The sequence below is a fragment of the Marilutibacter maris genome (assembly GCF_003233695.1).
Taxonomy (GTDB): Bacteria; Pseudomonadota; Gammaproteobacteria; order Xanthomonadales; family Xanthomonadaceae; genus Marilutibacter; species Marilutibacter maris.
Genome location: NZ_CP029843.1, coordinates 3,465,311 through 3,488,364, shown reverse-complemented (window position 1 = coordinate 3,488,364; position 23,054 = coordinate 3,465,311). Strand labels below are relative to the sequence as shown.

Below are 23,054 nucleotides of genomic sequence, written 5' to 3'. Positions count from 1 at the left end.
GGCCGGTGCCGCAGCCGGGTTCGTTCCCCCGCCTCAGTAATTCCCGGCGCCGAACATCGTGCTGAGCATCGCCATGCCGCCGGCGAACACGACCCACAGCGCGATCAGGATCGGCGCGGCAAAGGCCGAGGCGAGCGCCCAGTTGCGCGCGCTGGCCGAGGCGGCACGCGCGGCGTGGATGTTGCCGGCCGCGCGCAGGCCATCGACCTTGGCGGCGTAGACGATCGACACGATCCCCAGCGGCAGGCAGCAGAACAGGGTGGTCAGGATCGCCCAGACCAGGTTGTTGGGGACGTATTCGCCGTGCGGGGCGTTCATCGGAACTTCTCCAGAGGGATGGGCGTCAGCCCGGGGCCAGCCAGGTGAACGGCCACCACGGCAGATTGCGGGCGATCCAGTAACCCAGCAGCAGTATCAGCCAGAGCTTGGGTGCCGCCAGCACCGGCCACAGCCGCTGCAGCGGCCGCGGCCGCCAACCGGCGGCGTTGAGCGCCATCAGCGCCAGCGCCGGCAGCGCCAGCACCATCAACGGGTTCATCGCCATCGCGTGGTCGATGTCGCCGTGGATCAGGGCGTGGAGGGCGCGGGTGCTGCCGCAGCCCGGGCACAGCAACCCGGTCAGCCAGGTCAGCGGGCAGCCCGGCAGCGGACTGTCGGCGGCATTGGGGTCGACGTGGGTCAGCACCGCGATGGCCACGACCGCGCCGATCGCCAGGACGACCGTCGGCAGGGCCTGCAACAGACGCGAGTGGCTGGCGGCCGGGGCGTCGGTGGTGCTCATCGACATGCATCGAGGACGCGAACGGCGCGGTCGGCGCCGTCCGCGTCGGCCCGGATCAGTAGCTGTTCATGCCCGAGGACATCATGCCCAGGCCCATCAGCGCCAGGTAGATCACGATCGCGGCCAGGCCGAGGCCGAACGAGACCCAGGCCCAGGTCTTGGCCTTGTCCGAGGACTCCTGGGCACCGGCGATGTCGCCGGCGGCGACCTTGCCGTTGACCTGGGCGGCGAACACGATCGATACGATGCCGGCCGGCAGACAGCAGAACAGCGTGCTCAGGATCGCCCAGACCAGGTGGTTCGGGACGTTGGCGTTGACGACGGGTGGTGGTGTGCTCACGCAGGGCTCCCCTTCAATGGATTCGGTGTGTTGGTGATGTTGCAGAAACGTGCGGCCGGTCGCGGCCCGCTCCCCGCCAATATCCTAGCAGCGACCGGCGAAATCCGTGATGCCGCGACGGCCGCCTCGCGGATCCGGGGGGGCCGCGATCGCTGAACCGGCGCCAAGCGCCGTGCGCGCCAGCCGCTGCTTCGGGTTGGGGTGGGGCCGTTCCTCGTCGTTTCGGTGGTTGGGACCGGAGGCTGGCTCCGGCCTGTCTAGCGACGGCGGCGCTGCCGTCGCCTACCGATGGACGAACGATCCGATGGAACAACCCCGTGTTTCGGCGCCCCGCTCCCGCATGCGGACGGTGGCGCTCCGGCTGGTGGCGATCCTGCTGCCGTGCCTGCCGCTGGCGGCATGCACGACCTACGACTATCTACCGCCGGTCAGCGATGCCGGCCGCGAGTGCGCCGCGATCTGTACCCATGCCAAGCAGGTCTGCGAGGCCGGCAAGGCCGAGGCGGAGGCGGTCGCGCGCAGCGATTGCCAGGCGGGGTCGGACTACCTGTTGAGCGAATGCCTGGCCGATGCCGAGGACGACGACGAGAAGGGAGCCTGCCGTCTGCAGGCGCGCGACTGCAGCGTGCCGTATCCCCCCGTCGGGTTGGACTGCCGCCCGGACTTCGATCGTTGCTACACCGATTGCGGGGGGCGGATCGTGCCGCGCGAGTGACGCGGCGCTATGCCGCGTCGCCACGCAGGGCGCGCACCTGCGCCTCCAGCCCGGCCGCGGTCGCGGTGGCGCCGTCGACCGGCGGCGCGGCCGAGGTTTCCACGTGCGCGCGGAAGCGTCGTGGGACGCGCATCCGGCCAAACCGCGAATCGCGCCGGCTCCACATGCTCGCCCACATCCCGCGCAGCGCCAGCGGCACCACCGGAACGTTCTGTCCGCGCGCGCGGGCGCGTTCGAGGATGCGCTCGACGCCGGCCTTGAACGGCGCGATCGTGCCGTCGCGGGTCAGCGCGCCCTCGGGGAATATCCCGACCAGCTCGCCCTCGGCCAGGGCCGCGTCGATCTCGTCGTAGGCGCGCTGCAGCAGTTGCGGGTCCTCCTTGGCGCTGGCGATCGGAATCGCCTTGGCGGTGCGGAAGATCCAGCGCATCACCGGTATGTTGAAGATCCGGTAGTACATGACGAAGCGCACCGGCCGCGGGATGCAGGCCGACAGGATCAGCGCGTCCATGTAGCTGACATGGTTGCAGACGATCAGCGCCGGCCCCTCGTCGGGCACGTGCTCCTCGATGCCGCGCACCCGCAGCCGGTACAGCACCCGCACCAGCAGCCAGCTCAGGAACCGCATCAGGAACTCGGGCACGATGGTGAAGATCCAGATCGCGACCAGGGTGTTGAGCACCGCCAGGGCCAGGAACACCTGCGGGATCGTCCAGCCCAGCAGCTTCTGCGCGGCCAGCGCCGACATCGCCGCCAGCACGATGAAGCCCGAGTTCTGGATGTTCAGGCCGGCGATCACCCGCGACAGCTCGCTCTTGGGCGAGCGGCTCTGGATCAACGCGAACAGCGGCACCACGAAGAAGCCGGCGAATAGGCCGATGCCGACCAGGTCGGCGACGATCCGCAGGCTGCCGTCGGCGCTCAGGAAGCCGGCCAGGTCCAGGCCGGTGGCCGGGGCCAGTCCGGTGCGGGCGAAATACAGATCGAGGATGAACGCGCTCATGCCGAACGCGCCCAGCGGCACCAGGCCGATCTCGACCGTGCGTCCGGACAGCTTCTCGCACAGCAGCGAGCCGACCCCGGTGCCGATCGAGAACAGCGCCAGGGCGACGATGTACAGGGTCGCGTCGCCGCCCAGGTGCAACTCGGCGTAGGCTGGCAGCTGCGAGGTCAGCACCGTGCCGACGAACCAGAACCACGACACCCCGAGCACCGCGTTGCGCACCGCCAGCTGCTTGCGCGCCAGCTTCAGCATGTGTATCGACTCGGGGATCGGATTCCAGTTGACCCGCAGTTCCGGCGCACCGGCATCGACCCGTGGAATCATCCGGCTGATCAGATTGCCGGCCACCGCCAGCGCGATCACCGCCAGGCCGCTGACCCACGGGGCCTGGTCGCCGGCCAGCTTGAACAGCAGCCCGCCGAGGATCATGCCCAGCAGGATCGACATCGAGGTGCCCATCTCGACCAGGCCATTGCCGCCGGTCAGCTCCTCCGGTCGCAGCACCGAGGGCAGGATCGAATACTTGACCGGTCCGAACAGGGTCGATTGCACACCGGTGCAGAACAGCGCGACCAGCAGCACCGGCAGGCTCTGCAGGTAGAAGCCGACCGCCGCCACCGACATGATCGCGATCTCCATCGCGGTGGTGATGCGGATCAGCCGGTGCTTCTCCAGCTTCTCGGCGACCTGGCCGGCGAGCCCGGAGAACAGGAAGTAGGGCAGGATGAAGATCGCAGGCGCCAGGCTGGCGTACAGCGCCTTGTCCTCGCTGCTGGCGCCGAGCCAGAACAGCATGCCGATGATCGCCTGGCGGAAGACGTTGTCGTTGAACGCGCCCAGCGCCTGCACCACGAAGAACGGCAGGAAGCGGCGCTGCTTCAGCAGTCCGAACTGGCTGTGCGCGACCGGCAGGTCCGCGCGTGGGTCCTGTGCGGCGAATGCGCCGACGGTGGCGTCGGTCGCGGTATCGGTACCGGTCGTGTCCATCCCGGACGGGTTCTGCGCCATGCGTCCTCCTCGCGGTTTCGCGGGAGTGTAGCCGGTCGCCATGTTGCCGGTGGCGGCGGCCGGCGCGACGTCGACGTCCGCGCGCACTCCGACGCCCCCGCCCGGAAGGGGGCGGGTCATCGGAGTGGGCGAAGGCGCGGTCCTGTCGCCGGCGGTACGGCGCGCGCTGGAATCGGGACCGCGCGAGCCGCTCAGGCCTCGACCGGCTCCTGCTCGCGCTCGATCGCGCGCCAGCCGATGTCGTGGCGGTGGAACTCGCCGTGCCAGGAGATCCCGGCGACCTCGGCGTAGGCGTTGCGCTGCGCCTCGGCGACGGTTTCGCCCAGCGCGCAGACGCACAGCACCCGGCCGCCGGCGGTGACCACGTGTTCGCCCTCGATGCGGGTACCGGCGTGGAAGACCTTGGCGCCGTCGACATCGGGGGTGTCCCAGCTGCCGATGGTGTCGCCGGTGCGCGGCTTGCCCGGATAGCCCTCGGCGGCCATCACCACGCCCAGCGAGGCGCGCGTGTCCCAGTCGACGCGGCGGCCGTCGAGCCCGCCATCGATCGCGGCCTCGACCAGTTCCACCAGGTCGGACTTCAGCCGCAGCATGATCGGCTGGGTCTCGGGATCGCCGAAGCGGACGTTGAACTCGATCACCCGCGGCGCGCCGCTGCTGTCGATCATCAGTCCGGCGTAGAGGAAACCGGTGAACGGATGGCCGTCGGCGGCCATGCCGCGCACGGTCGGCTCGATCACCTCGCGCATGATCCGGTCGTGGATCGCGGGGGTGACTACCGGTGCCGGCGAGTACGCGCCCATGCCGCCGGTGTTGGGGCCGGTGTCGCCGTCGCCGACCCGCTTGTGGTCCTGGCTGGTGGCCATCGGCAGGGCGGTGGCGCCGTCGACCATCGCGATGAAGCTGGCCTCCTCGCCGTCGAGGAACTCCTCGATCACCACCCGCGCGCCGGCCTGGCCGAACGCGTAGTCGGACAGCATGTCGGTGACCGCGGCCTCGGCCTCGGCCTCGGTCATGGCGACGATCACGCCCTTGCCGGCGGCCAGGCCATCGGCCTTGATCACGATCGGCGCGCCCTTCTCGCGGATGTAGTCCAGCGCCTTGTCGGCTTCGGTGAACACCGCGTAATGAGCGGTCGGAATGCGGTGGCGGGCCAGGAAGTCCTTGGCGAAGGCCTTGCTGCCCTCCAACTGGGCGGCGGCGGCGGTGGGGCCGAAGATGCGGCGACCGTCGGCGCGGAAGCGGTCGACCACGCCGGCGACCAGGGGCACCTCGGGGCCGACCACGGTCAGGTCGACGGCCTCGTCCCGCGCCAGCGCCAGCAGGCCGTCGATGTCGGTCACCGCGACCTCGGCGTTGCGGCACTTGGCCTCGCTGGCGGTGCCGGCGTTGCCGGGGGCGACCACGATCTCCTCGACGCGCGGCGACTGGGCCAGTTTCCAGGCCAGGGCGTGTTCGCGACCGCCGGAACCGATAACGAGGATCTTCATGGGCACTCCTGGCCGAGGGGGTGTATTGGGGATCACGGATTTTACGGGAGGTTCCGGAAGCGGGGCAGCGTCGGCGTGTCCCCGGGGGGCGCCGGAGCGGCCGGATCGGGCCGGGAAGCGCGGCCGCGGGGCCGATCCTCATGCCGTTGCTACCATGGCCGGCATTGCCCGCCGGGGCCCCGGAGACGCTTGCAGCCGATGAAGGCCGTACTGGACGCGATCGAGGCGCTGCTGACGCCACTGATCGGCGGTATCAACACCGTGTTGTGGGACTACGTGCTGGTCTATGGCCTGCTCGCGGTCGGCCTGTTCTTCACCGTCGCCCTGCGCGGCCTGCAGCTGCGCCGGCTCCCGCACATGCTGCGGCTGGTCGCCCGCGGTACCCACGCCGACGCCAGCGGCATCTCGCCGTTCCAGGCGCTGTGCACCAGCCTGGCCGCACGGGTCGGCACCGGCAATCTGGCCGGGGTCGCGATCGCGCTGGGCGTCGGCGGCCCGGGCGCGCTGTTCTGGATGTGGTGCACCGCGCTGCTGGGCATGGCCACCGCCTATGCCGAGAGCACGCTGGCGCAGCTGTACAAGGAACGCGACGAGGCCGGTCAGTTCCGCGGCGGGCCGTCGTATTACATGTCGCGGGGGCTGGGCCAGCGCTGGATGGGCGTCGCCTTCGCGCTGGCGCTGCTGTTGAGCTACGGACTGATCTTCAGCAGCGTGCACGCCAACGCGATGGCGCAGGCGCTGGAGGGGGCGTTCGGGCTCGGCCAGGCGGCGGTCGCCACCGGGCTGGTGGTGCTGACCGCGGCGATCATCTTCGGCGGTCTGCGTTCGGTCGCCCGCTTCGCGCAGTGGGCGGTGCCGTTCATGTCGGTGGCCTACCTGTTGCTGGCCGGCTGGGTGGTGCTGACCCATCTGCCGCAGCTGCCCGGCGTGCTGCTGCAGGTGGTGCGCTCGGCGTTCGGGCTGGATGCCGCCGCCGGCGGCCTGCTGGGCGCGCTGAGCGTGGCGATGCTGCAGGGAGTCAAACGCGGTTTGTACTCGAACGAGGCCGGCATGGGCAGCGCGCCGAACGTCGCCGCCGCGGTCACCCCGGTGCCCAACCATCCGGCCAGCCAGGGCCTGGTGCAGGCCCTGGGCGTGTTCATCGACACCCTGTTGATCTGCAGCGCGACCGGGGTGGTCATCCTGCTGTCGGGCGTGCTCGGCGAGGGCGGCGACGGCGTGCAGCTGACCCAGGCGGCGATGAGCGCCTTCCTCGGCGACTGGGGCGCGGGCTTCGTCGCGGTGGCGATGTTCTTCTTCGCGTTCACCACGATCCTGGGCAACTACTCCTATGCCGAGGCCAACCTGCTCTACCTCGGCGGCGGCCGGGCCGGGCTGCTGGCGCTGCGGCTGGCGACCCTGGCGACGATCACCTGGGGCGTGTACTCGAAGGTGCAACTGGTCTGGAACGCGGCCGACGCCTCGATGGCGGTGATGGCCTCGATCAACCTGGTCGCGATCGTGATGCTGGCCGGCGTGGTGGTGCGGCTGACCCGCGATTACGAGACCCAGCTGCGCGGCGGCCAACAGCCCCGGTTCGAGATCGGCCGGCATCCGAAGCTGGCGCGGGGCGTGGATATCGAGATCTGGAAATAGCCGGGCCAGGAACGGGTGCCGGTATGGCGGCGGCAAACGTTCATGGGAAGGGCCCTGTCGCGGCTCACGCCGCTCCTACGGGGGCTGCACCGGCGCATCCGGCTTCTGTGGAGCGGCGTAAGCCGCAATGAGGCTTTCCCATCGAGCCCCGGTCGCGGTTTACGCCGCTCCTGCGGGGATGCCGGGGGCTACCGTGGCGCGCCGTTGCGCGGGTTGCGCAGCGCGTGCGAGACCACCACCAGCAGGGTCAGTGCGGTCAGCGGGATCACGAACCACAGCATCACCGAGCTGAAGGTTTCCAGCGCCGCGTGATGGGTGTTGGCCAGCAGCAGATAGGCGACGTAGGCGATGTAGTAGCCGAGGAACAGTCCGCCTTCCCAGCGCGCGATGTAGTGGCCGGTAAAGAAGATCGGCAGGCAGGCCACCGCGGTGGCGACCATCACCGGGATGTCGAAGTGCAGCGCGGCATTGCTGATGTGGACGCCATCGGGTGCCACCGCCGCGGTCGCGCCCAGCACCAGCAGCAGGTTGAAGATGCAGCTGCCGATCACGTTGCCGGCGGCGAGGTCGCGCTGGCCGCGGGCGACCGCGAGGATCGAGGTCGCGATTTCCGGCAGCGAGGTGCCGATCGCGATCACGGTCAGGCCGATGATCAGCTCGCTGACGCCCAGCGACTGCGCGATGGTCACCGCCGACTGCACCAGCCAGCGCGCGCCCAGCACCAGCAGCGCCAGCCCGGCCACGAACAGCAGCAGGTTGAACCACAGCGGTCGCTTCGGCATGTCGTCGAGATCGTCACCGGCCTCGGCGATGCCCTGGCCGCGCCGGCTCATCCACACCAGCAGCACGGTATAGGCGGCGGCGCCCAGCACCAGGGCGATGCCCTCGATGCGGCCGATCCGATGGTCGAGCGACATCAGCCAGACCGCGCCGGCGATGCCGACCAGCAGCGGTGCGTCCAGCCAGATCAGCTGGCGTGCGACCACCAGCGGCGCGACCAGGGCGGCGATGCCCAGCACTAGCAGCACGTTGGCGATGTTGCTGCCGAGCACGTTGCCGACGGCGATGTCGGGCGAGCCCTGCAGCGCCGCGCCGAGGCTGGTCGCCAGCTCGGGCGCGCTGGTGCCCAGTGCGACCACGGTCAGGCCGACCACCAGCGGCGACAGCCCGGTGGCCAGCGCGATCCGGGCCGCGCCGCGCACCAGCAGTTCGGCGCCGCCGACCAGGGCGACCAGTCCGATGACGAGCCAGAGCGCGACGGCGAAATCCATGGCGGGCATCAGTGCCGGAAGTGGCGCACCCCGGTGAACACCATCGCCAGGCCGTGCTCGTCGGCGGCAGCGATCACCTCGGCGTCGCGCATCGATCCGCCGGGCTGGATCACCGCCTTGATGCCGGCGTCGGCGGCGGCGTCGATGCCGTCGCGGAACGGGAAGAACGCGTCCGACGCCATCACCGAACCCTCGACCACCAGGTGGGCGTCGGCGGCCTTGATCCCGGCGATCCGCGCCGAGTAGACGCGGCTCATCTGGCCGGCGCCGACACCGATCGTGCGGTTGTCCTTGGCGTAGACGATGGCGTTGGACTTGACGAACTTGGCGACCTTCCAGGCGAACAGCAGGTCGCGCAGCTGGTCGGCGCTGGGCGCGAGTTTCGACACCACCTTCAGCTCGTCCGCGGTCACCACGCGGGCGTCGGCGGTCTGCATCAGCAGGCCGGAGTTGATCCGCTTGGTGTCGATGAAGCCCGGGGTGACCGGCGCCAGCGGGATCCGCAGCAGGCGCACGTTGGCCTTCTTCGATGCGTAGGCGAGCGCCGCCTCGTCGTAGTCGGGCGCTATCAGCACCTCGACGAACTGGCGGTCGAGGATCGCCTTGCAGGTCGCGCCATCCAGCGGCCGGTTGAAGGCGATGATGCCGCCGAAGGCGCTGGTCGGATCGGTCGCATAGGCCAGCTCGTAGGCGTCGCCGCAGGCCACGCCCACCGCGACGCCGCACGGATTGGCGTGCTTGACGATCACGCAGGCCGGCGCCTCGAACTGGCGCACGCATTCCCAGGCCGCGTCGCTGTCGGCGATGTTGTTGTAGCTCAGCTCCTTGCCCTGCAGCTGCTCCAGCGTGGCCAGCGAGCCGGGGGCGGGGTAGAGGTCGCGGTAGAACGCCGCCTGCTGGTGCGGATTCTCGCCGTAGCGCAGGTCCATGACCTTGACGAAGCTGCCATTGGCCTGGGCCGAGAACGCCGAGCGCGCCGGCACTTCGTCCGAGGCCTCGGCCGCGGCGGCGGTGATCGCCGACAGGTAGTTGCTGATCGCGGCGTCGTACTGGGCGACGCGGTTGAACGCAGCCACCGACAGCTCGAAGCGCCGGGCGGCCGACAGCGCGCCGTCGTTGCCCCGCATCTCGTCGACCAGCGCCGGATACTGCGCCGGGTCGGTCGCCACCGCGACGCGGGCGAAGTTCTTGGCCGCCGAGCGCAGCATCGCCGGGCCGCCGATGTCGATGTTCTCGACCGCGTCGGCCAGGGTGCAGTCGGCGCGCGCGGTGACCGTCTCGAACGGGTACAGGTTCAGCACCAGCAGGTCGATCGCGCCGATGCCGTGTTCGGCCATCACCGCGTCGTCGGTGCCGGCGCGGCCGAGCAGGCCGCCGTGCACGAGCGGGTGCAGGGTCTTGACCCGGCCGTCCATCATTTCCGGGAAGCCGGTGACCTCGCTGACGTCCTTCACCGCCAGTCCGGCGTCGCGGATCGCCCGGGCGGTGCCGCCGGTGGAGAGCAGCTCGACGCCCAGCCCGGAGAGGGCGGTGGCGAGTTCGATCAGGCCGGTCTTGTCGGACACGGACAGCAGGGCGCGGCGGATCTTCACGGCGCCGGTCGGTTGGGCAGCGGTCATCGGGGCGGGCATGTGCGGCGAGGGGAGCCGGCGATTATACCGGCGGAGGTCGCCGGAACCGCGGGGCAAGGCCGGTGGGAGCGGCGTAGGCGCGAGAAGCTTTGCGGGAAGGTCCCATCGCGGCTTACGCCGCTCCTACGGGGGGGCTGCCGGCCGCTCAGGACAGCCCGTATTCGCGCAGCTTCTTGCGCAGGGTCGCGCGGTGGATGCCGAGCATCGCCGCGGCACGACTCTGGTTGCCGTCGCAGTGCTGCATGACCTCCGCGAACAGCGGGATCTCCAGCTCGCGCAGCGCGATCTCGTACAGGTTCTCGGTGTCGCAGCCGTTCAGATCCCCGAGATAGCGGCGGATCGAAGTCGCCACGTGGTCGCGCAATGGCACGCGCGGCCCGGAACGGGCGGATTCGTTGCGTTCGGCGGCAGCGTTCAAGTGGTTTCCCCTGTGCGACGACGCCGTCATCGCCGATCAGGCGCCGGAGGGCGTGCGCGGGGCGGTAACGGGAGGAGGGAGTCTAGCGCGATGACCGGCCAGGCGACACCGCCTGGGATCACAATCACTGGAAATCGAAGGTGAACGCGACGATGTGCGGCGCCGGTTCGACCACGTCGAAGCTGACCGTCGTGCTCTGTCCGGGCTCGAGCACGTCGCCGGCATCCTGGTTGCCGCGATACTCGTCGGGGGCGAACGCGCGCAGTCCGACCTGGCGACCGTCGACGTCGGACAGGCTCAGCACCAGCACCGGCCAGGCCTGCGCCCAGCGCGCATCGTTGCGGAAGCTGGCGTTGACGTGCAGCACGCCCGGGCGCTCCGGTCGCGGGGTCACGCTGCGATCGAGCATCGCGTAGGCCTCGGGCTGGTGCCAGGGCGGCAGATCGCAGAACAGGGCGGTGCACAGCGCGCCCAGCAGGGGCCGCCAGCGCGCCTGCGCGGCCAGCTCGGCGCGCTGCGACAACAGCAGTTGCAGCGCCAACAGCAGGGCGAGGCCGGCGACCGCCAGCAGCGGCGGCCAGCGTGGCGCCGATGCGTGCGGGTCGACGCGCACGCGGGCGAAGCTCGGGCCGCTGGCGCGCGGGCGTGCCGCGCCGGCGGCCGCCTCGGGCGCGGCGGCCGGCTCCGGTACGGGCTCCGGCTTCGGCTCGGGTGTGGCTTCCGGTTCCGGTGTTGCTTGCGGCGGTGCCGCGGTGGGCGCCGTCGCCTGCTCGGGCGGTGTCGATGGTGTCGGCGCTGCTGCCTCGTCGCTTTCGGGCGCCGGGCCGCCGTCATCGTCCATCAACGCATTGCAGCGCGGGCAATGCTGTGAGGTGCCGGCCCGCTTGGCGGCGAGCGCGACCAGGAATCCGCAGTTGGGGCAGGGCACGAACATGGCGGCCAGTGTACGGACAAGCGCGCGTCCAGCGGAACCGTCGCGGTGGCAATCCGTGCGCTGCGGCGGCTCGCCGTGCATGCCGCCGGGATCAGCCGCGGCGGATCCCGGTGACCCGCATCCAGTCGTCCAGGCGCTCGGCGTGGAGGGCGTCGAAGCGGTCGGCATAGGCGGCGATCACCTCGTCCTCCTGCCCGGCGAGAATGCCCGACAGCGCGAGCCGTCCGCCCGGCGCGACCCGGTTGCCGATCACCTCGGCCAGCTCGATCAGCGCCGAGGCCAGGATGTTGGCGACCACCACCGGGTAGCTGGCCCGCGGCGCGTCGTCGGGCAGGTGGACCCGCATCCGCGACTCGACCCCGTTGCGCTGGGCGTTGTCGAGGGTGGCGGCGACCGCCTGCGGATCGTTGTCGACGCCGACCGCGCGCGCCGCGCCGAGCTTGAGCGCGGCCAGCGCGAGGATGCCCGAGCCGCAGCCGAAGTCGAGCACCTCGCGGTCGGCGATCAGGCCTTCGCCGGCCAGCGCGTCCAGCCATTGCAGGCACAGCGCGGTGGTCGGATGGGTGCCGGAGCCGAACGCCAGTCCGGGGTCGAGCCGCACCACCGCCGCGTCGGCGGCGTCGGCGCCCTCGGGCAGTTCGTGGTTCCACGGCACGATCCAGGTGCGGGCGCCGAACTTCAGCGGCTCGTACTGGTCCATCCAGGCGCGTTCCCAGTCCTGGTCCTCGATCTCGCGGAATTGCGCCCGCGACCAGTCCAGGCCCTCGTCGTGCGCGGCCAGCGCGTGCAGCAGCAGCTCCGACGGCGTGTCCGCGGGAAACAGCGCGGTCAGCGTCATCTCGCCCCACAACGGGGTCTGGCCGACGCCGGGTTCGAAGATCGCCTGCTCGTCCGGGGCATCGGCATGCGCGTCGGCGAGGGTGACCGCGAGCGCGCCGACGTCCTCCAGCGCGCGCTCGTAGCGCGGCTGCTGGACCTCGGTGCAGGGCAGGGTGAGTTCTAGGAAGGGCATGCTCAGGTGTCCGTTTGGGACTGGGGTGCAGGTTCCCCAGCCGCGACTTGCTCGGCGATGGGCTTGAGTCTGACCGAGTGAAGTCCGTCGATGTGTTCGAAGAGGTCTTTGGAGATGGACTTGCCCATCGGATTCAGGATGAAGTCGATGCCTTCGCGGCGTGCCAGTTTGGCGGCCGGGACAAAATCGGCGTCGCCTGCAATCAGGACGATCTGATCGACAAGTCTCTTGTAGGCCAGGGACGCAATGTCCAGCCCCACTTTCATGTCCACGGCCTTCTGTTTGATGTTGAGCTGGAAGTTCGCGTCCTCAAGAGCTTCCCATCGCAGTTCGCCGCGGCGCAGCAGGCTCAGTGCATCGGGCTTGAGCTCCCAGTCCACATGGTCCGATAACTGGCCCAGGCGCAGGGCGAGCTTGCGCTGCTGGCGCAACTCCTGATGAAGGCGGCGCCGGAAGCGGGCCTCCGGCGACTTGGCGAAGTCGACCGATCGTCGGCTCACCGGCAGGTGCATCTTCTTCTCGATGGGCGGACAGTCGTAGAAGAAGATGCGATAGAGCGCATCCTTGGAGCGCTTCGCCCTGCGGAGGTGTTCCAACGCGACCGAGAACGCGGTCCTGGCCACGATGGCGGCGTCCTGATGATCGCGGTCAGGGAACGCATGGCGGAAGCACTTCAGGAAAAATGCTCCGTCTATCAGGACGGCGGTCTTCATCATCGTTCCCTGATCCGTAAGGCACGATCCGGAAAAACTTCGCCCCCGGGCTCGGCTTCCGATGGATGTCCGCAAAGCGGATCGAAAGCGTACTGCCGGGGGCGGGATGGCCGGGATATTGTAGCAGCGGTTGGGGATAGTCAAATCACCCCGAGATCAGTATTCACACGATCGACAGCGCCTTTTCCTTCTGCTCCTTCAGCCGCTTCTCCAGGTAGTGGATGTTCTGTCCACCCTGCTGGAAGCCGATGTCGGAGAGGATGCGCTGCTGCAGCGGAATATTGGTCTTGATGCCGTCGACGACCATCTCGCTCAGCGCCACCCGCATGCGCGCGATCGCGGTCTCGCGGTCGGGGCCGTGCACGATCAGCTTGCCGATCATCGAGTCGTAGTTCGGCGGCACCCGGTAGCCTTCGTAGATGTGGCTGTCGACGCGCACGCCGGGACCGCCCGGGGCGTGGAAGTGCTGGATCAGGCCCGGGCTGGGCATGAAGGTCTCCGGGTCCTCGGCGTTGATCCGGCACTCGATCGCGTGGCCTTCCAGCACGATGTCGTCCTGGGTCAGGCTGAGCTTGTTGCCGGCGGCGACGTTGAGCTGCTCGCGGATCAGGTCGATGCCGGTGACCATCTCGGTGACCGGATGCTCGACCTGGATGCGGGTGTTCATCTCGATGAAGTAGAAGCGGCCGTTCTCGTACAGGAACTCGAAGGTGCCGGCGCCGCGGTAGCCGATGCGGATGCAGGCCTCGACGCAGACCCGGCCGATCTCGGCGCGCTGCTCGGGGGTGATGCCCGGCGCCGGCGCTTCCTCGACGACCTTCTGGTGGCGGCGCTGCATCGAGCAGTCGCGCTCGCCCAGGTGGATCGCGCTGCCCTGGCCGTCGGCGAGCACCTGGATCTCCACGTGGCGCGGGTTCTCCAGGAACTTCTCCATGTAGACCATGTCGTTGCCGAACGCGGCCTTGGCCTCGGTCTTGGTGGTGGTGACCGCGTTGTGCAGCGCCGCCTCGGTGTGGACCACGCGCATGCCGCGGCCGCCGCCGCCGCCGGCCGCCTTGACGATGACCGGGTAGCCGATCTCGCGGGCGATCCTGGCGTTGACGTCGGCGTCGTCTCCGAGCGGGCCGCCGCTGCCGGGCACGCAGGGCACGCCGGCCTCCTTCATCGCCCGGATCGCCTCGACCTTGTCGCCCATCAGGCGGATGGTCTCGGCCTTGGGGCCGATGAAGACGAAGCCCGATTCCTCGACCCGTTCGGCGAAGTCGGCGTTCTCCGACAGGAAGCCGTAGCCGGGGTGGATGGCCTGGGCGTCGGTGACCTCGGCGGCGGCGATGATCTGCGCCATGTTGAGGTAGCTGTCGGTCGACGGCGCCGGACCGATGCAGACCGACTCGTCGGCCATCGCGACGTGCTTGAGGTTGCGGTCGACGGTGGAATGCACCGCGACGGTGCGGATGCCCAGGGCGTGACAGGCGCGCAGGATGCGCAGCGCGATCTCGCCCCGGTTGGCGATTACGACTTTATCGAGCATGGGCCCGGCCCTCAGGCGATGACGAACAGCGGCTGGTCGAACTCGATCGGCTGGCCGTTCTCGACCAGGATCTTGACCACGGTGCCGGAGACGTCGGCCTCGATCGGGTTGAACATCTTCATCGCCTCGATGATGCCCAGCGTCTCGCCGGCCTTGATCGTCTGGCCGGCGCTGACGAAGGCCGGCTTGTCCGGGGCCGGCGAGGCGTAGAAGGTGCCGACCATCGGCGCGCGCACGACGTGGCCGTCGGGCAGGTCGTCGCCGCCCGCCGCCTCGGCCGGCTTGCCGCCGGTGGCGGCATCGACCGGCGACTGCATCGGCATCGTCGCCGGCACGTGCACGGTGTGCTGCACCGGCGCGCCGACCGGAATGCCGCCGCGCGGCGTGCGGGCGAGGCGGACGGATTCCTCGCCCTCCTTGATTTCGATCTCGGCGAGGTTGGATTCCTCGAGCAGGTCGATGAGTTTCTTGATCTTGCGCAGGTCCATGGATGGGCCTCTTGGTCGTGTGCCCCGGCAGGGGCGGGTCGGTCCGGGTGGAATCGATCCGGGCGGGTCGATCCGGGTAGGGGTGGAGCGGGTCAGCCGGCGGGTTCGATGCGCCGGTCGAGTTGTCGGGTCCGGGTGCGGGTGTGTTCGATCAGGCATTCCAGCAGGGCCTGATTGCGGCCGCTGCCGTCGGCGGCGTGCGCGTAGACGGCGTCGCAGTCGCGGTCGCGGAAGGCGATCCAGTGGCGCTGCGCCTCCACCAGCATCCGGCTCATGCCCGAGCAGGCGACGCATTCGACCTCGTCCTCGAAGCGCTGCAATTGCTCGCGCAGGCGCTTGTAGCGGTCGTTGAGTTCGGCGTCGGCGCGTTCGTACTCGCGCGACATGCAGATGTCGATCTCCATCGTCGCGCTGGCCCGGTCGCAGTCGATGTCGTCGGCCCGGGCGGACGTGCCGGCGGCCGCCAGGGCCAGTCCCGCGAGCAGGGCGGTGCGCGCGATCACCCGGCCGCTCCCAGCCGCTGCAGGGCGGCGTCCAGCGCGTAGCGGTAGCTGTCGGCGCCGAAGCCGCAGACCACGCCGACCGCGAGGTCGGAAAAATAGCTGGTGTGGCGGAACGGCTCGCGCGCGTGCGGGTTGGACAGGTGGATCTCGATGAAGGGGATCGCGACCGCGGCCAGCGCGTCGCGCAGGGCGACCGAGGTGTGGGTGAACGCGGCCGGGTTGATCAGGATGAAGTCGGTCCCGTCGCGGGCGGCCTGGACCCGCTCGACCAGGGCGTGCTCGGCGTTGGACTGGAAGCTCTCCAGCCGGTGGCCGGCCGCCTCGGCGCGCGCGACCAGGTCGGCCTCGATCTCGGCGAGGGTGGTCGCGCCGTAGATGCCGGGCTCGCGGGTGCCGAGCAGGTTGAGGTTGGGGCCATGCAGGGCCAGCAGCTTCGCCATCGCCTGGGAATCGTCCGGGTCATCGCCCTCGAAGGCCGGCAGTGTGCGTGATGGTAGCGGCGCTGTCCAGAAGTTAACCGCCAAATCGGCGAAGTTGTCGCGATTTAAGCGTTTGTTTGAGTTGTCGCTCTAAATCGTCGGGCCGGCCGGCGTCAAGTCCCGATCGCCGCGGCGGCGGTCTCCGCCTGCGCCAGCAGGATAGGGCTACTCGCCGGTCTCCGACCAGCTGTCGATTTCGCCATGCTGGAACGGGCCGATCTTCTGCTTCAGCAGGCGTCCGTCGGCGGAGATCAGCACCGAGTACGGCAGCACCCCGCGTGGATTGCCGAACTGCACGCTGCTGTCGCGCGGCCCGGCCTGGTCGATCAGGATCGGGTAGTCGACCGGGATCCGGGTCAGGAACTCGCGCACCGCGTCGGCGTCGTCGAGGGCGATGCCGATCACCCGCGCGCCATCGGCGTCGTGGCTGCCGGCATAGCGGTTCAACTCGGGCATCTCCTCGATGCAGGGGCCGCACCAGCTGGCCCAGAAATTCACCAGCAGCGGGCGTCCGGCATAGGCGGCGGGCACGTCGACCGGAGCGCCGTCCAGGTCGGGCAGCCGTACCGGCGGCACCGCCTCGCCGCGGCGGGCGATCGCCAGGTCCTGCGGCGGTGCCGGGGCGGTCGCGGACAGCGCATCGTGCAGCGCGCGCTGGCCCAGCTCGCTCTGCAGCAGCGGACCGGAGCCGCCGCGCCACAGGCCGACGGCGGCGCCGAGCACGGCGCCGATAATGGCGATCAGGAGAATGCGGCCGGTGGTGAGTTTCATGCGGGCGACTTCATCGGATCGGCCGGGCGCGCTCGGTCGCCGGGCCGTAGGCGGCTGGGAGACGGAGGTTCAGGGCGCGTGGCCGGCGGCGTCGAGCAGGGCCTCGCGGACGATCCCCGGGGTGACCAGGATCGGCAGCACCCGGCCCTCGCCGCCGTCGACCGGATAGACCACGTACAGCGGCACGCCGACCGCCTCGTGACGCTGCAGGAAGGCGGTCAGGGTCGGATCGACGTCGGTCCAGTCGCCGACCATGTAGACGGTTCCGGTCGCCGCCAGGGTCTGGCGGAACTCGTCGCGCGAGAACACCGCGCTCTCGTTGGCCTTGCACGACACGCACCAGTCGGCGGTGACGTTGACGAACACCGGGCGGCCGCTGGCGCGCAGGTCGGCCAGGCGCTGCTCGGAGAACGGCACCGGGCTCAGCGCATCCTGGCTGACGGCGGCCGCCGCAGCCTGCGGGCGTTCCAGCTGATGGATGCGCAGCAGCGGCCAGGCGGTCGCCAGCAGGGCCAGGGCGGCGACCACCGCGGCCCAGCGACGGCCGTCGCGGCGGGCGCGGGTCCAGGCCCAGGCGGCGAACGCCAGCGCGGTGGCGGCGACCAGGAACCAGCCGATCGCGTCGGCGCCACGCTGGCGGGTCAGCACCCAGGCCAGCCACACCGCGGTCAGGTACAGCGGGAAGGCCAGCAACTGCTTGAAGGTCTCCATCCACGCGCCCGGCTTCGGCAGCCGGTGCGCCAGCGCCGGGATGAAGCCGATCAGCAGGAACGGCAACGCCAAGCCCAGGCCGAGGGTGAGGAATACCGCGATCGCGGTGACGGTGTTGGCGGTGAAGGCCCAGGCCAGCGCCGCGCCCATGAACGGTGCGGTGCAGGGCGTGGCCACGACCACCGCCAGCACGCCGGTGAAGAAGTCGCCCGCGGGGCCGGACTTCATCGTCAGCTCGTGGCCGACGCCGGTCCAGCGGCCGCCGATGTGCCAGACCCCGGACAGGCTGAGTCCGAGCGCGAACATCAGCAGGGCCAGCATCGCGACCACCAGCGGCTGCTGCAGCTGGAAGCCCCAGCCCAGCGCCAGACCGGCCTCGCGCAGCGCCAGCGCCAGTCCGCCGAGGGCGGCGAAGCTCAGCAGCACGCCGGCGGTGTACCACAGCGCATGCCGGCGCGCGCGCCGCGGGCTTTCGCCGTTGCCGGCCAGCGACAGCGCCTTCAGCGACAGCACCGGCAGCACGCACGGCATCAGGTTCAGGATCAGGCCGCCGCCGAGTGCGAGCAGCAGGGCGCTGAACAGGTTGAGCGGGCGGCGTTGGCCGCCGCTGGCGGCACCGTCGCCGGTTGCCATGGCTTCGTTGGCGCCGTCGCCCGCGGCGGTCGCGCTGGCGGCGTCGTCGGTTGCCGTCGCCGCTGCAGCCGCTTCGGCCTGGGCCCTGGCTTCGGCCGGTTTGGCGGCGGTGTCTTCGGCGGTCGGGTCGTCCGCGATGGGGCCTGCAACGGCGTCGTCGCCGCCGGCCGCCGGCATGGCCGGGGCGGGAGCGGAGGCGGTCGCCGCCGCCTCGGCGCCGGCGGGTTCGACGCTACCGGCGGGCAGCGACACCGCCAGGGTGCGGGTCATCGGCGGGTAGCAGATGCCGTCGGTCTGGCAGCCCTGCAGCTCGACGGTCAGGCGCGCGTCGGTGGCGTCGGCGGTGCGGCGCAATACCGGCAGGGTGACCTCGACCGGCTCGAAATACACGGTGGTCTCGCCGAAATACTCGTCGCTGTGGCGCTGGCCGGGCGGCCAGTCCGGGCGGCCGTTGGCGAGGGACGGCGTGCCGTCGACCGCTTGCAGCCGGAATGCGGTCTTGTCGCGGTAGAGGTAGTAGCCGGGGGCGACGTCGAAGCGCACCCGCACGCGGTTGCCGTTGTCGGCGAGGGCCTGCACCGCGAACGCCTGTTCGGGCGGCAGTGGTTTGGCTTCGCCGCCGGGCAGGGCGGTCGGCGCCAGCAGGCGGTTGCCGGCGGCGGCCGGGTCGACCGCGCTGGACACCCCGCCGCTGCCGGGCAGCCGCAGGCCGCCGGAGACCGGTGCCGGGTCGCTGGCGGCGGCCACCGCACCCGGTGCGGCCAGTCCGGCCACCGGCGCGCCGGTGGCCGCGGGCATCGCGACCTGCAGTTCGCGGGTCTGCGGCGGGTAGCAGATGCCGGCATCGGCGCAGCCCTGGTACTTGACCTTCAGGGCGACCGTGCCGGCGCCGGCGCGACCGGGCAGGGTCGCGGTCAGGCGGTCGCGGTAGGTCTCGACATCGCCGAAGAACTCGTCGGTGTAGGCATGGCCCCTGGGCAGTCGCAGCTCGCCCTGGGCGAACGCCGGGCTGGCCTGGACCGAGGTGCGGTGCCGATACAGGTAGTAGCCGTCGGCGATCTTCCATTGCACCTCGATGGTGTCGGCGGCGCTGGCGGAGGCGCTCAGTACGAAGGCTTCGTCGACCGGCAGCAGATCCTCCTCGTCGACCGCGGCCTGGGCCGGCAGCAGCGGAGCGAGCAGGGCCAGCAGGACGAGCAGGGAGGCGGACGCGCGGCGGCGCCCCGGGATCGGTCGGGATTGGGTCATCGATGCGGGTCCGGGAGGCGGGTCTGCCCGGCCACCCACTGCAGGTACGGGGCCAGGCCGGTGCGGACTTCGACCGCGACCAGTTCGGGAAGTTCGTAGGGGTGCAGGGCACGGACGCGCTCGCTCAGTGCGTCCATGCGCTCGGCGGTGGTCTTGATCAGCAGCAGAACCTCGTCGGCCTGCTCGATCGCGTCCTGCCAGCGGTAGGTCGAGCGCACCCCCGGCAGGCGGCTGACGCAGGCGGCCAGCCGTTCCCCGACCAGGGTCTGGGCCAGGCGCTCGGCACTGGCGTCGTCGGGACAGCTGCAATGGACCAGCAGCACGGACGGGGAGGGCGCATCGGACATGCGGCGATTGTAGCCGTCCCGTCCCGGCGGGCGCCGGCGGTCGCGCGGACCGGCCAGGATTGGTACCACGGCGGTGCCGGGCCCGTCGCGGGGCCGGCGAAGCAGGCCATCGGTCCCGCAAATGGCGGCGCCAAAAAAAGGAGGGCCGTCGAACGGCCCTCCCTTCCTGCCTGGATCAGCGGCTCAGTTGAGCTGGCAGCTGGCCGGCTGGCTCGAGGTGAACAGCGCCTCGCTCGCCCATTCCGGGTGGTCGATGAACGGGTTGCGGTTGCCCTGGAAGCTGTAGATCACGTCGTTGCGGGCGCGCTCGGCGTCGTCCGGCGGATCGGCCTGGTGCCAGGCCAGCAGGGTCGACAGCAGGCCCATGTAGGCCGGGGAGCTGGACGTGGCCACGATCAGGTTGGCGTTGTCGGTCAGCTCCAGGTCGGGCTCGGACTGGCCGCTGTTGATGTCCTGGCCGCCCTCGTAGCGGATCGCCATGTACATCACCGCGCGGGCCATGTCGCCGCGACGTGCGCCCCAGACCTGGAAGCCGCTGCTCCAGGTCCAGTTCGAGTTGCCCGGGAACACGCCGCTGCCGCCGCCGTTGCCGTTGTAGGCGTCGGTCACCCGCTCGCCGCAGCTGCCCTGCGACGGGCAGTTCTTGTACGGCTTGTTGCCGCGGTCGGAGTTGTAGCCGGTATCGGTCAGATACAGCATGTGGGTGTCGGTGTACGGCGCGTTCGGCAGGCCGAGGTTGCCGGTGCGGTTGCCGAAGCCCAGCGAGTTCGGCCAGCTGTGCTCGCGGTTGTAGGTCGCGCCGCTGCCGGTGCCGGCCCGGTCGCTGCCCTTGGCGTAGCTGCGGTTGCGGTAGGCATCGAGGATCCGCGAGCCGTTGTTGGGGTCCTCGTCGGCGATCTCCAGGATGTCCCAGGTGCTGGTGGTGCCGCTGCCGCTGTACGGATAGACGGTGTGGCCGCGGATGGTCTGGTGCAGCGAGCAGCGCAGCTGGCTGGCACTGCTGGTGTTGACCTGGGCGTAGTAGTCGTCGTTGCCGCCGCCGTTGCTGGCGACATTGAAGGCGACCACGGTGTCGGCGACCGGGTGGGCGCCGCCACCGTCGGTGACCTGGCTGGCGTGCACGGTGAAGGTGCAGGCCTCGCCGGCGTACAGCGCGGTGCCGGTGGTGGCGGTGAAGCTGCTGCCGCTGGACGGGTACTGCAGGGCGATCGTGCCCGACTGCGCGCATTGCAGGGTCAGGGCATTGCCGCCGAGGCTGACGCTCTCGGTGAAGGCGACGCCGAGATCGCCGGCGGCCGGGAAGTTGGTGGCGCCGTCGACCGGCTGGGTCGCAGTGACTTCCGGTGGCGGGTTCGGCGTGCTGAAGCTCTGGCCGTTGTTGCAGGCGCCGAAGGTCTGGGCCGCGGCCGACTGCCAGCTGAAGTCGCTGTAGCCGTCGCCGCTGCCGCCCAGCTGCAGGGAATGGCCGACCGGGGTGCTGCCGGTTTCGGACACCGGCAGCGCGGTGCTGGTCTGGCCGGCGGCCGGGCCGTTGCCGGCGGTGACCGTGCCTTCGTAGCTGAGGAACTGGACCAGGGCGCCGCTGCCGTCGACCAGCGCGATCGCGTCCGGTGCGCCGTTCTGGATGCCGTTGCTGGGGTAGCTCAGGCTGGCGATGCGGACGTTGCCGCCGCAGGCGACCATGCTGCCGGCCGGCAGCGGGTCGTTGTCGTACACGCTTGCGGACGACGACGAGCTGCCGTTGTAGAGGTAGATGCGATAGCCGGACAGGCTTTCGCCTTCGCTGGCGACGACCTCGATGGCTTCGCCGGTATCGCTACCGTCGTTGTCGTAGTGAATTTCGTTGATGAACACTTCGGCCAGCGCGGGGGCGGGCGCGAGTGCGACGGCGAGGGCAAGCCACAGACTGCGGCGGATCATCCGTTTCGACTCCTTTCATGATCATGAACACGGAAGTCTAACGGGCTTTTGTGACCGCAAGTGGCGGATGTGTCCGCCGGTTGTGCTCAGCTTGTGCGCTCGGTCGCAGCTATGCGCTCGGTCAGGCTGCGCTCGGGCGTCGGCTTGCGCCCCATCCGCTGGGCGGCCAGCTGCTCGGCGATCTCCACCAGCGGCGCGCGCGACAGGGTCGGGGTTTCGCGGAAGGCGGTCAGCAGGCGCAGCTCCAAGGGGTCGTCGACCAGCAGCGCATCGGCGGCGGCGACCGAATCCATCGCCACGTCCTCGCTCAGGGTCATCCGGCCGCGGCCGGTGGCCAGCCACTCGAACTGGACCTGGGTGACCAGCGCCAGCTCGCGCATGTTCGAGGTGCTCGGGGATTTGCCGACGGTGGCTTCCCAGTGGCTGACGGCACTGCGTTGCACGCCGACCGCGCGGGCGACGGCGGCCTGGGAGAGCCCGGCATGGCGGCGGGCGAGACGGATGCGCTGCTGGAGTGTCATGGGCGTTTTCGCTCGATGGTGGGGCTGGGGGTAATCGGGCCGTGGCGCGTTGTGGTCAGGGTGGCGAACACCGCAAGGGGGCGGTGGCCGCCATTCTCGCGCCAGACTCGGCAAATATGTGATCATAAGTCACATAGTGATCAATAGTCACAAACATGTGTCTACCAACAGTAACTCCACAGAGGTTAAAGCACGTATTTACGGGCTGTTTGAGGGTTAAAGACCGGTTGTGCGCTACCAAAAGTAAACATATTTCGTGACTGGGTGCTATGGCCAAGGTGATGTGCCGCGCGCAATATCGGGTCAAGCCGACATGGATTGCTGGTTTCGACACTGATGTCTGGTCAGGGGAGGACGCAGGACGCGCATGCCAGGTAGGGCCGACCCCGTGCCACGAAAGAGCGCGTCACTTCGGGGACGCGCTCTTTCTCTATGTGACATCCGTCCACGTGTGACCTCCTTCCACTACTTCATCGCGGTTTGGCGCCGTAGGCGGAAATTTTTTCCCGCCAGCCCTTGAAAGCCCCGCGCACGCTCCCATCTCGTCGCCGTCCCGGTTCGCCGGGCGCAGTTTTGCCCGGGCTTTGGCACTCGCCCGGGTCGACTGCTAATATCCCGCGACTTTATTTCCCACAATCAATCACTTGCGTGAGGTTCTCATGAACATCAAGCCGCTCTACGACCGCGTGGTCATCAAGCGCATGGAAGAAGAGAAGATGTCCGCCGGCGGCATCGTCATTCCGGACTCGGCCACCGAGAAGCCGATCAAGGGTGAGGTCGTCGCCGTGGGCGAAGGCAAGGTGCTGGACAACGGCAACGTGCGCGCGCCCAAGGTCAAGGCCGGCGACAACGTGCTGTTCGGCAAGTACAGCGGCACCGAGGTCAAGCTCGACGGCGTCGAGTACCTGGTGGTGAAGGAAGACGACATCCTCGCGGTGCTCGGCTGAGCCG

At 70.0% G+C, this 23,054-nt stretch carries 23 protein-coding genes; 3 read left to right on the top strand and 20 right to left on the bottom strand.

Features of this window, described 5'->3' with window-relative positions:
* Positions 1 to 33: 33 nt before the first annotated feature.
* Genes C9I47_RS15300 through C9I47_RS15290 form a run of 3 tightly spaced genes read right to left on the bottom strand, consistent with a single transcriptional unit; the run spans position 34 to position 1,121 of the window.
* The gene (locus tag C9I47_RS15300) at positions 34 to 318 is read right to left on the bottom strand and encodes a CD225/dispanin family protein (RefSeq protein WP_111267527.1); all 285 of its coding nucleotides are present in this window, start codon (positions 316 to 318) and stop codon (positions 34 to 36) included.
* Positions 319 to 343: 25 nt separating this feature from the next.
* A complete protein-coding gene (locus tag C9I47_RS15295; protein ID WP_111267526.1) occupies positions 344 to 781 on the bottom strand; it encodes a DUF2752 domain-containing protein in 438 nt (145 codons plus the stop codon).
* A 55-nt stretch (positions 782 to 836) separates the two neighbouring features.
* The gene (locus C9I47_RS15290) at positions 837 to 1,121 is read right to left on the bottom strand and encodes a CD225/dispanin family protein (RefSeq protein WP_111267525.1); all 285 of its coding nucleotides are present in this window, start codon (positions 1,119 to 1,121) and stop codon (positions 837 to 839) included.
* Between the two features lie 304 nt (positions 1,122 to 1,425).
* Between C9I47_RS15290 and C9I47_RS15285 the strand changes: the two genes are divergently transcribed.
* Entirely contained in the window at positions 1,426 to 1,836 is a 411-nt protein-coding gene (locus C9I47_RS15285) for a hypothetical protein (RefSeq protein WP_145985542.1), read from the top strand.
* A gap of 7 nt (positions 1,837 to 1,843) precedes the next feature.
* Here the strand turns inward: C9I47_RS15285 and C9I47_RS15280 are convergent, their stop codons facing one another.
* Both C9I47_RS15280 and purD read right to left on the bottom strand, forming a co-directional pair.
* A complete protein-coding gene (locus C9I47_RS15280; RefSeq protein WP_223250176.1) occupies positions 1,844 to 3,847 on the bottom strand; it encodes an MFS transporter in 2,004 nt (667 codons plus the stop codon).
* Positions 3,848 to 4,038: 191 nt separating this feature from the next.
* Complete coding sequence (gene purD / locus C9I47_RS15275; protein WP_111267523.1) at positions 4,039 to 5,337, bottom strand: phosphoribosylamine--glycine ligase; 1,299 nt, start codon at positions 5,335 to 5,337, stop codon at positions 4,039 to 4,041.
* A gap of 198 nt (positions 5,338 to 5,535) precedes the next feature.
* Here purD and C9I47_RS15270 point away from each other — a divergent pair, with 198 nt between their 5' ends.
* On the top strand, positions 5,536 to 6,972 hold the full coding sequence (locus tag C9I47_RS15270; protein WP_223250175.1) for an alanine/glycine:cation symporter family protein: 1,437 nt from the start codon (positions 5,536 to 5,538) through the stop codon (positions 6,970 to 6,972).
* Positions 6,973 to 7,160: 188 nt separating this feature from the next.
* Here C9I47_RS15270 and C9I47_RS15265 read toward each other — a convergent pair whose 3' ends face one another.
* The 15 genes from C9I47_RS15265 to C9I47_RS15195 all read right to left on the bottom strand — a co-directional run bounded on the left by C9I47_RS15265 (position 7,161) and on the right by C9I47_RS15195 (position 22,103).
* Positions 7,161 to 8,243 (bottom strand): calcium/sodium antiporter, encoded by a 1,083-nt coding sequence (locus C9I47_RS15265; RefSeq protein ID WP_111267522.1) that lies wholly within the window; start codon positions 8,241 to 8,243, stop codon positions 7,161 to 7,163.
* Positions 8,244 to 8,251: 8 nt separating this feature from the next.
* The gene (purH, locus tag C9I47_RS15260) at positions 8,252 to 9,862 is read right to left on the bottom strand and encodes a bifunctional phosphoribosylaminoimidazolecarboxamide formyltransferase/IMP cyclohydrolase (RefSeq protein WP_111267521.1); all 1,611 of its coding nucleotides are present in this window, start codon (positions 9,860 to 9,862) and stop codon (positions 8,252 to 8,254) included.
* Between the two features lie 157 nt (positions 9,863 to 10,019).
* On the bottom strand, positions 10,020 to 10,292 hold the full coding sequence (gene fis / locus C9I47_RS15255) for a DNA-binding transcriptional regulator Fis (protein ID WP_111267520.1): 273 nt from the start codon (positions 10,290 to 10,292) through the stop codon (positions 10,020 to 10,022).
* A gap of 124 nt (positions 10,293 to 10,416) precedes the next feature.
* On the bottom strand, positions 10,417 to 11,226 hold the full coding sequence (locus C9I47_RS15250) for a DUF3426 domain-containing protein (protein WP_190238528.1): 810 nt from the start codon (positions 11,224 to 11,226) through the stop codon (positions 10,417 to 10,419).
* A 91-nt stretch (positions 11,227 to 11,317) separates the two neighbouring features.
* The gene (gene prmA, locus C9I47_RS15245; protein WP_111267518.1) at positions 11,318 to 12,238 is read right to left on the bottom strand and encodes a 50S ribosomal protein L11 methyltransferase; all 921 of its coding nucleotides are present in this window, start codon (positions 12,236 to 12,238) and stop codon (positions 11,318 to 11,320) included.
* Between the two features lie 2 nt (positions 12,239 to 12,240).
* Positions 12,241 to 12,954, bottom strand: a complete 714-nt coding sequence (locus tag C9I47_RS15240; protein WP_111267517.1) for an NYN domain-containing protein — start codon at positions 12,952 to 12,954, stop codon at positions 12,241 to 12,243.
* 160 nt (positions 12,955 to 13,114) lie between these two features.
* Positions 13,115 to 14,482 carry an acetyl-CoA carboxylase biotin carboxylase subunit gene (gene accC, locus C9I47_RS15235; RefSeq protein ID WP_111267516.1) on the bottom strand — a complete coding sequence of 456 codons (1,368 nt, stop codon included), beginning with the start codon at positions 14,480 to 14,482 and terminating at the stop codon, positions 13,115 to 13,117.
* Between the two features lie 11 nt (positions 14,483 to 14,493).
* The gene (accB, locus tag C9I47_RS15230; protein WP_111267515.1) at positions 14,494 to 14,970 is read right to left on the bottom strand and encodes an acetyl-CoA carboxylase biotin carboxyl carrier protein; all 477 of its coding nucleotides are present in this window, start codon (positions 14,968 to 14,970) and stop codon (positions 14,494 to 14,496) included.
* A gap of 92 nt (positions 14,971 to 15,062) precedes the next feature.
* Positions 15,063 to 15,473, bottom strand: a complete 411-nt coding sequence (locus C9I47_RS15225) for a lysozyme inhibitor LprI family protein (RefSeq protein ID WP_111267514.1) — start codon at positions 15,471 to 15,473, stop codon at positions 15,063 to 15,065.
* A complete protein-coding gene (gene aroQ, locus C9I47_RS15220; RefSeq protein ID WP_111267513.1) occupies positions 15,470 to 15,913 on the bottom strand; it encodes a type II 3-dehydroquinate dehydratase in 444 nt (147 codons plus the stop codon). Before aroQ ends, C9I47_RS15225 begins: the two co-directional genes overlap by 4 nt.
* A 204-nt stretch (positions 15,914 to 16,117) precedes the next feature.
* Positions 16,118 to 16,723 carry a TlpA disulfide reductase family protein gene (locus tag C9I47_RS15215; RefSeq protein WP_141482405.1) on the bottom strand — a complete coding sequence of 202 codons (606 nt, stop codon included), beginning with the start codon at positions 16,721 to 16,723 and terminating at the stop codon, positions 16,118 to 16,120.
* Between the two features lie 69 nt (positions 16,724 to 16,792).
* On the bottom strand, positions 16,793 to 19,315 hold the full coding sequence (locus C9I47_RS15210; RefSeq protein ID WP_111267512.1) for a protein-disulfide reductase DsbD family protein: 2,523 nt from the start codon (positions 19,313 to 19,315) through the stop codon (positions 16,793 to 16,795).
* Positions 19,312 to 19,662, bottom strand: coding sequence for a divalent-cation tolerance protein CutA (gene cutA, locus C9I47_RS15205; RefSeq protein ID WP_111267511.1), 351 nt, complete (start codon positions 19,660 to 19,662; stop codon positions 19,312 to 19,314). The genes C9I47_RS15210 and cutA overlap by 4 nt, the downstream gene beginning before the upstream one ends.
* A 183-nt stretch (positions 19,663 to 19,845) precedes the next feature.
* On the bottom strand, positions 19,846 to 21,582 hold the full coding sequence (locus C9I47_RS15200; RefSeq protein WP_111267510.1) for an endonuclease: 1,737 nt from the start codon (positions 21,580 to 21,582) through the stop codon (positions 19,846 to 19,848).
* 86 nt (positions 21,583 to 21,668) lie between these two features.
* Positions 21,669 to 22,103, bottom strand: coding sequence for a helix-turn-helix transcriptional regulator (locus C9I47_RS15195; protein ID WP_190238527.1), 435 nt, complete (start codon positions 22,101 to 22,103; stop codon positions 21,669 to 21,671).
* 659 nt (positions 22,104 to 22,762) lie between these two features.
* Here C9I47_RS15195 and groES point away from each other — a divergent pair.
* Positions 22,763 to 23,050 carry a co-chaperone GroES gene (gene groES, locus C9I47_RS15190; protein ID WP_111267508.1) on the top strand — a complete coding sequence of 96 codons (288 nt, stop codon included), beginning with the start codon at positions 22,763 to 22,765 and terminating at the stop codon, positions 23,048 to 23,050.
* Positions 23,051 to 23,054 lie beyond the last annotated feature (4 nt).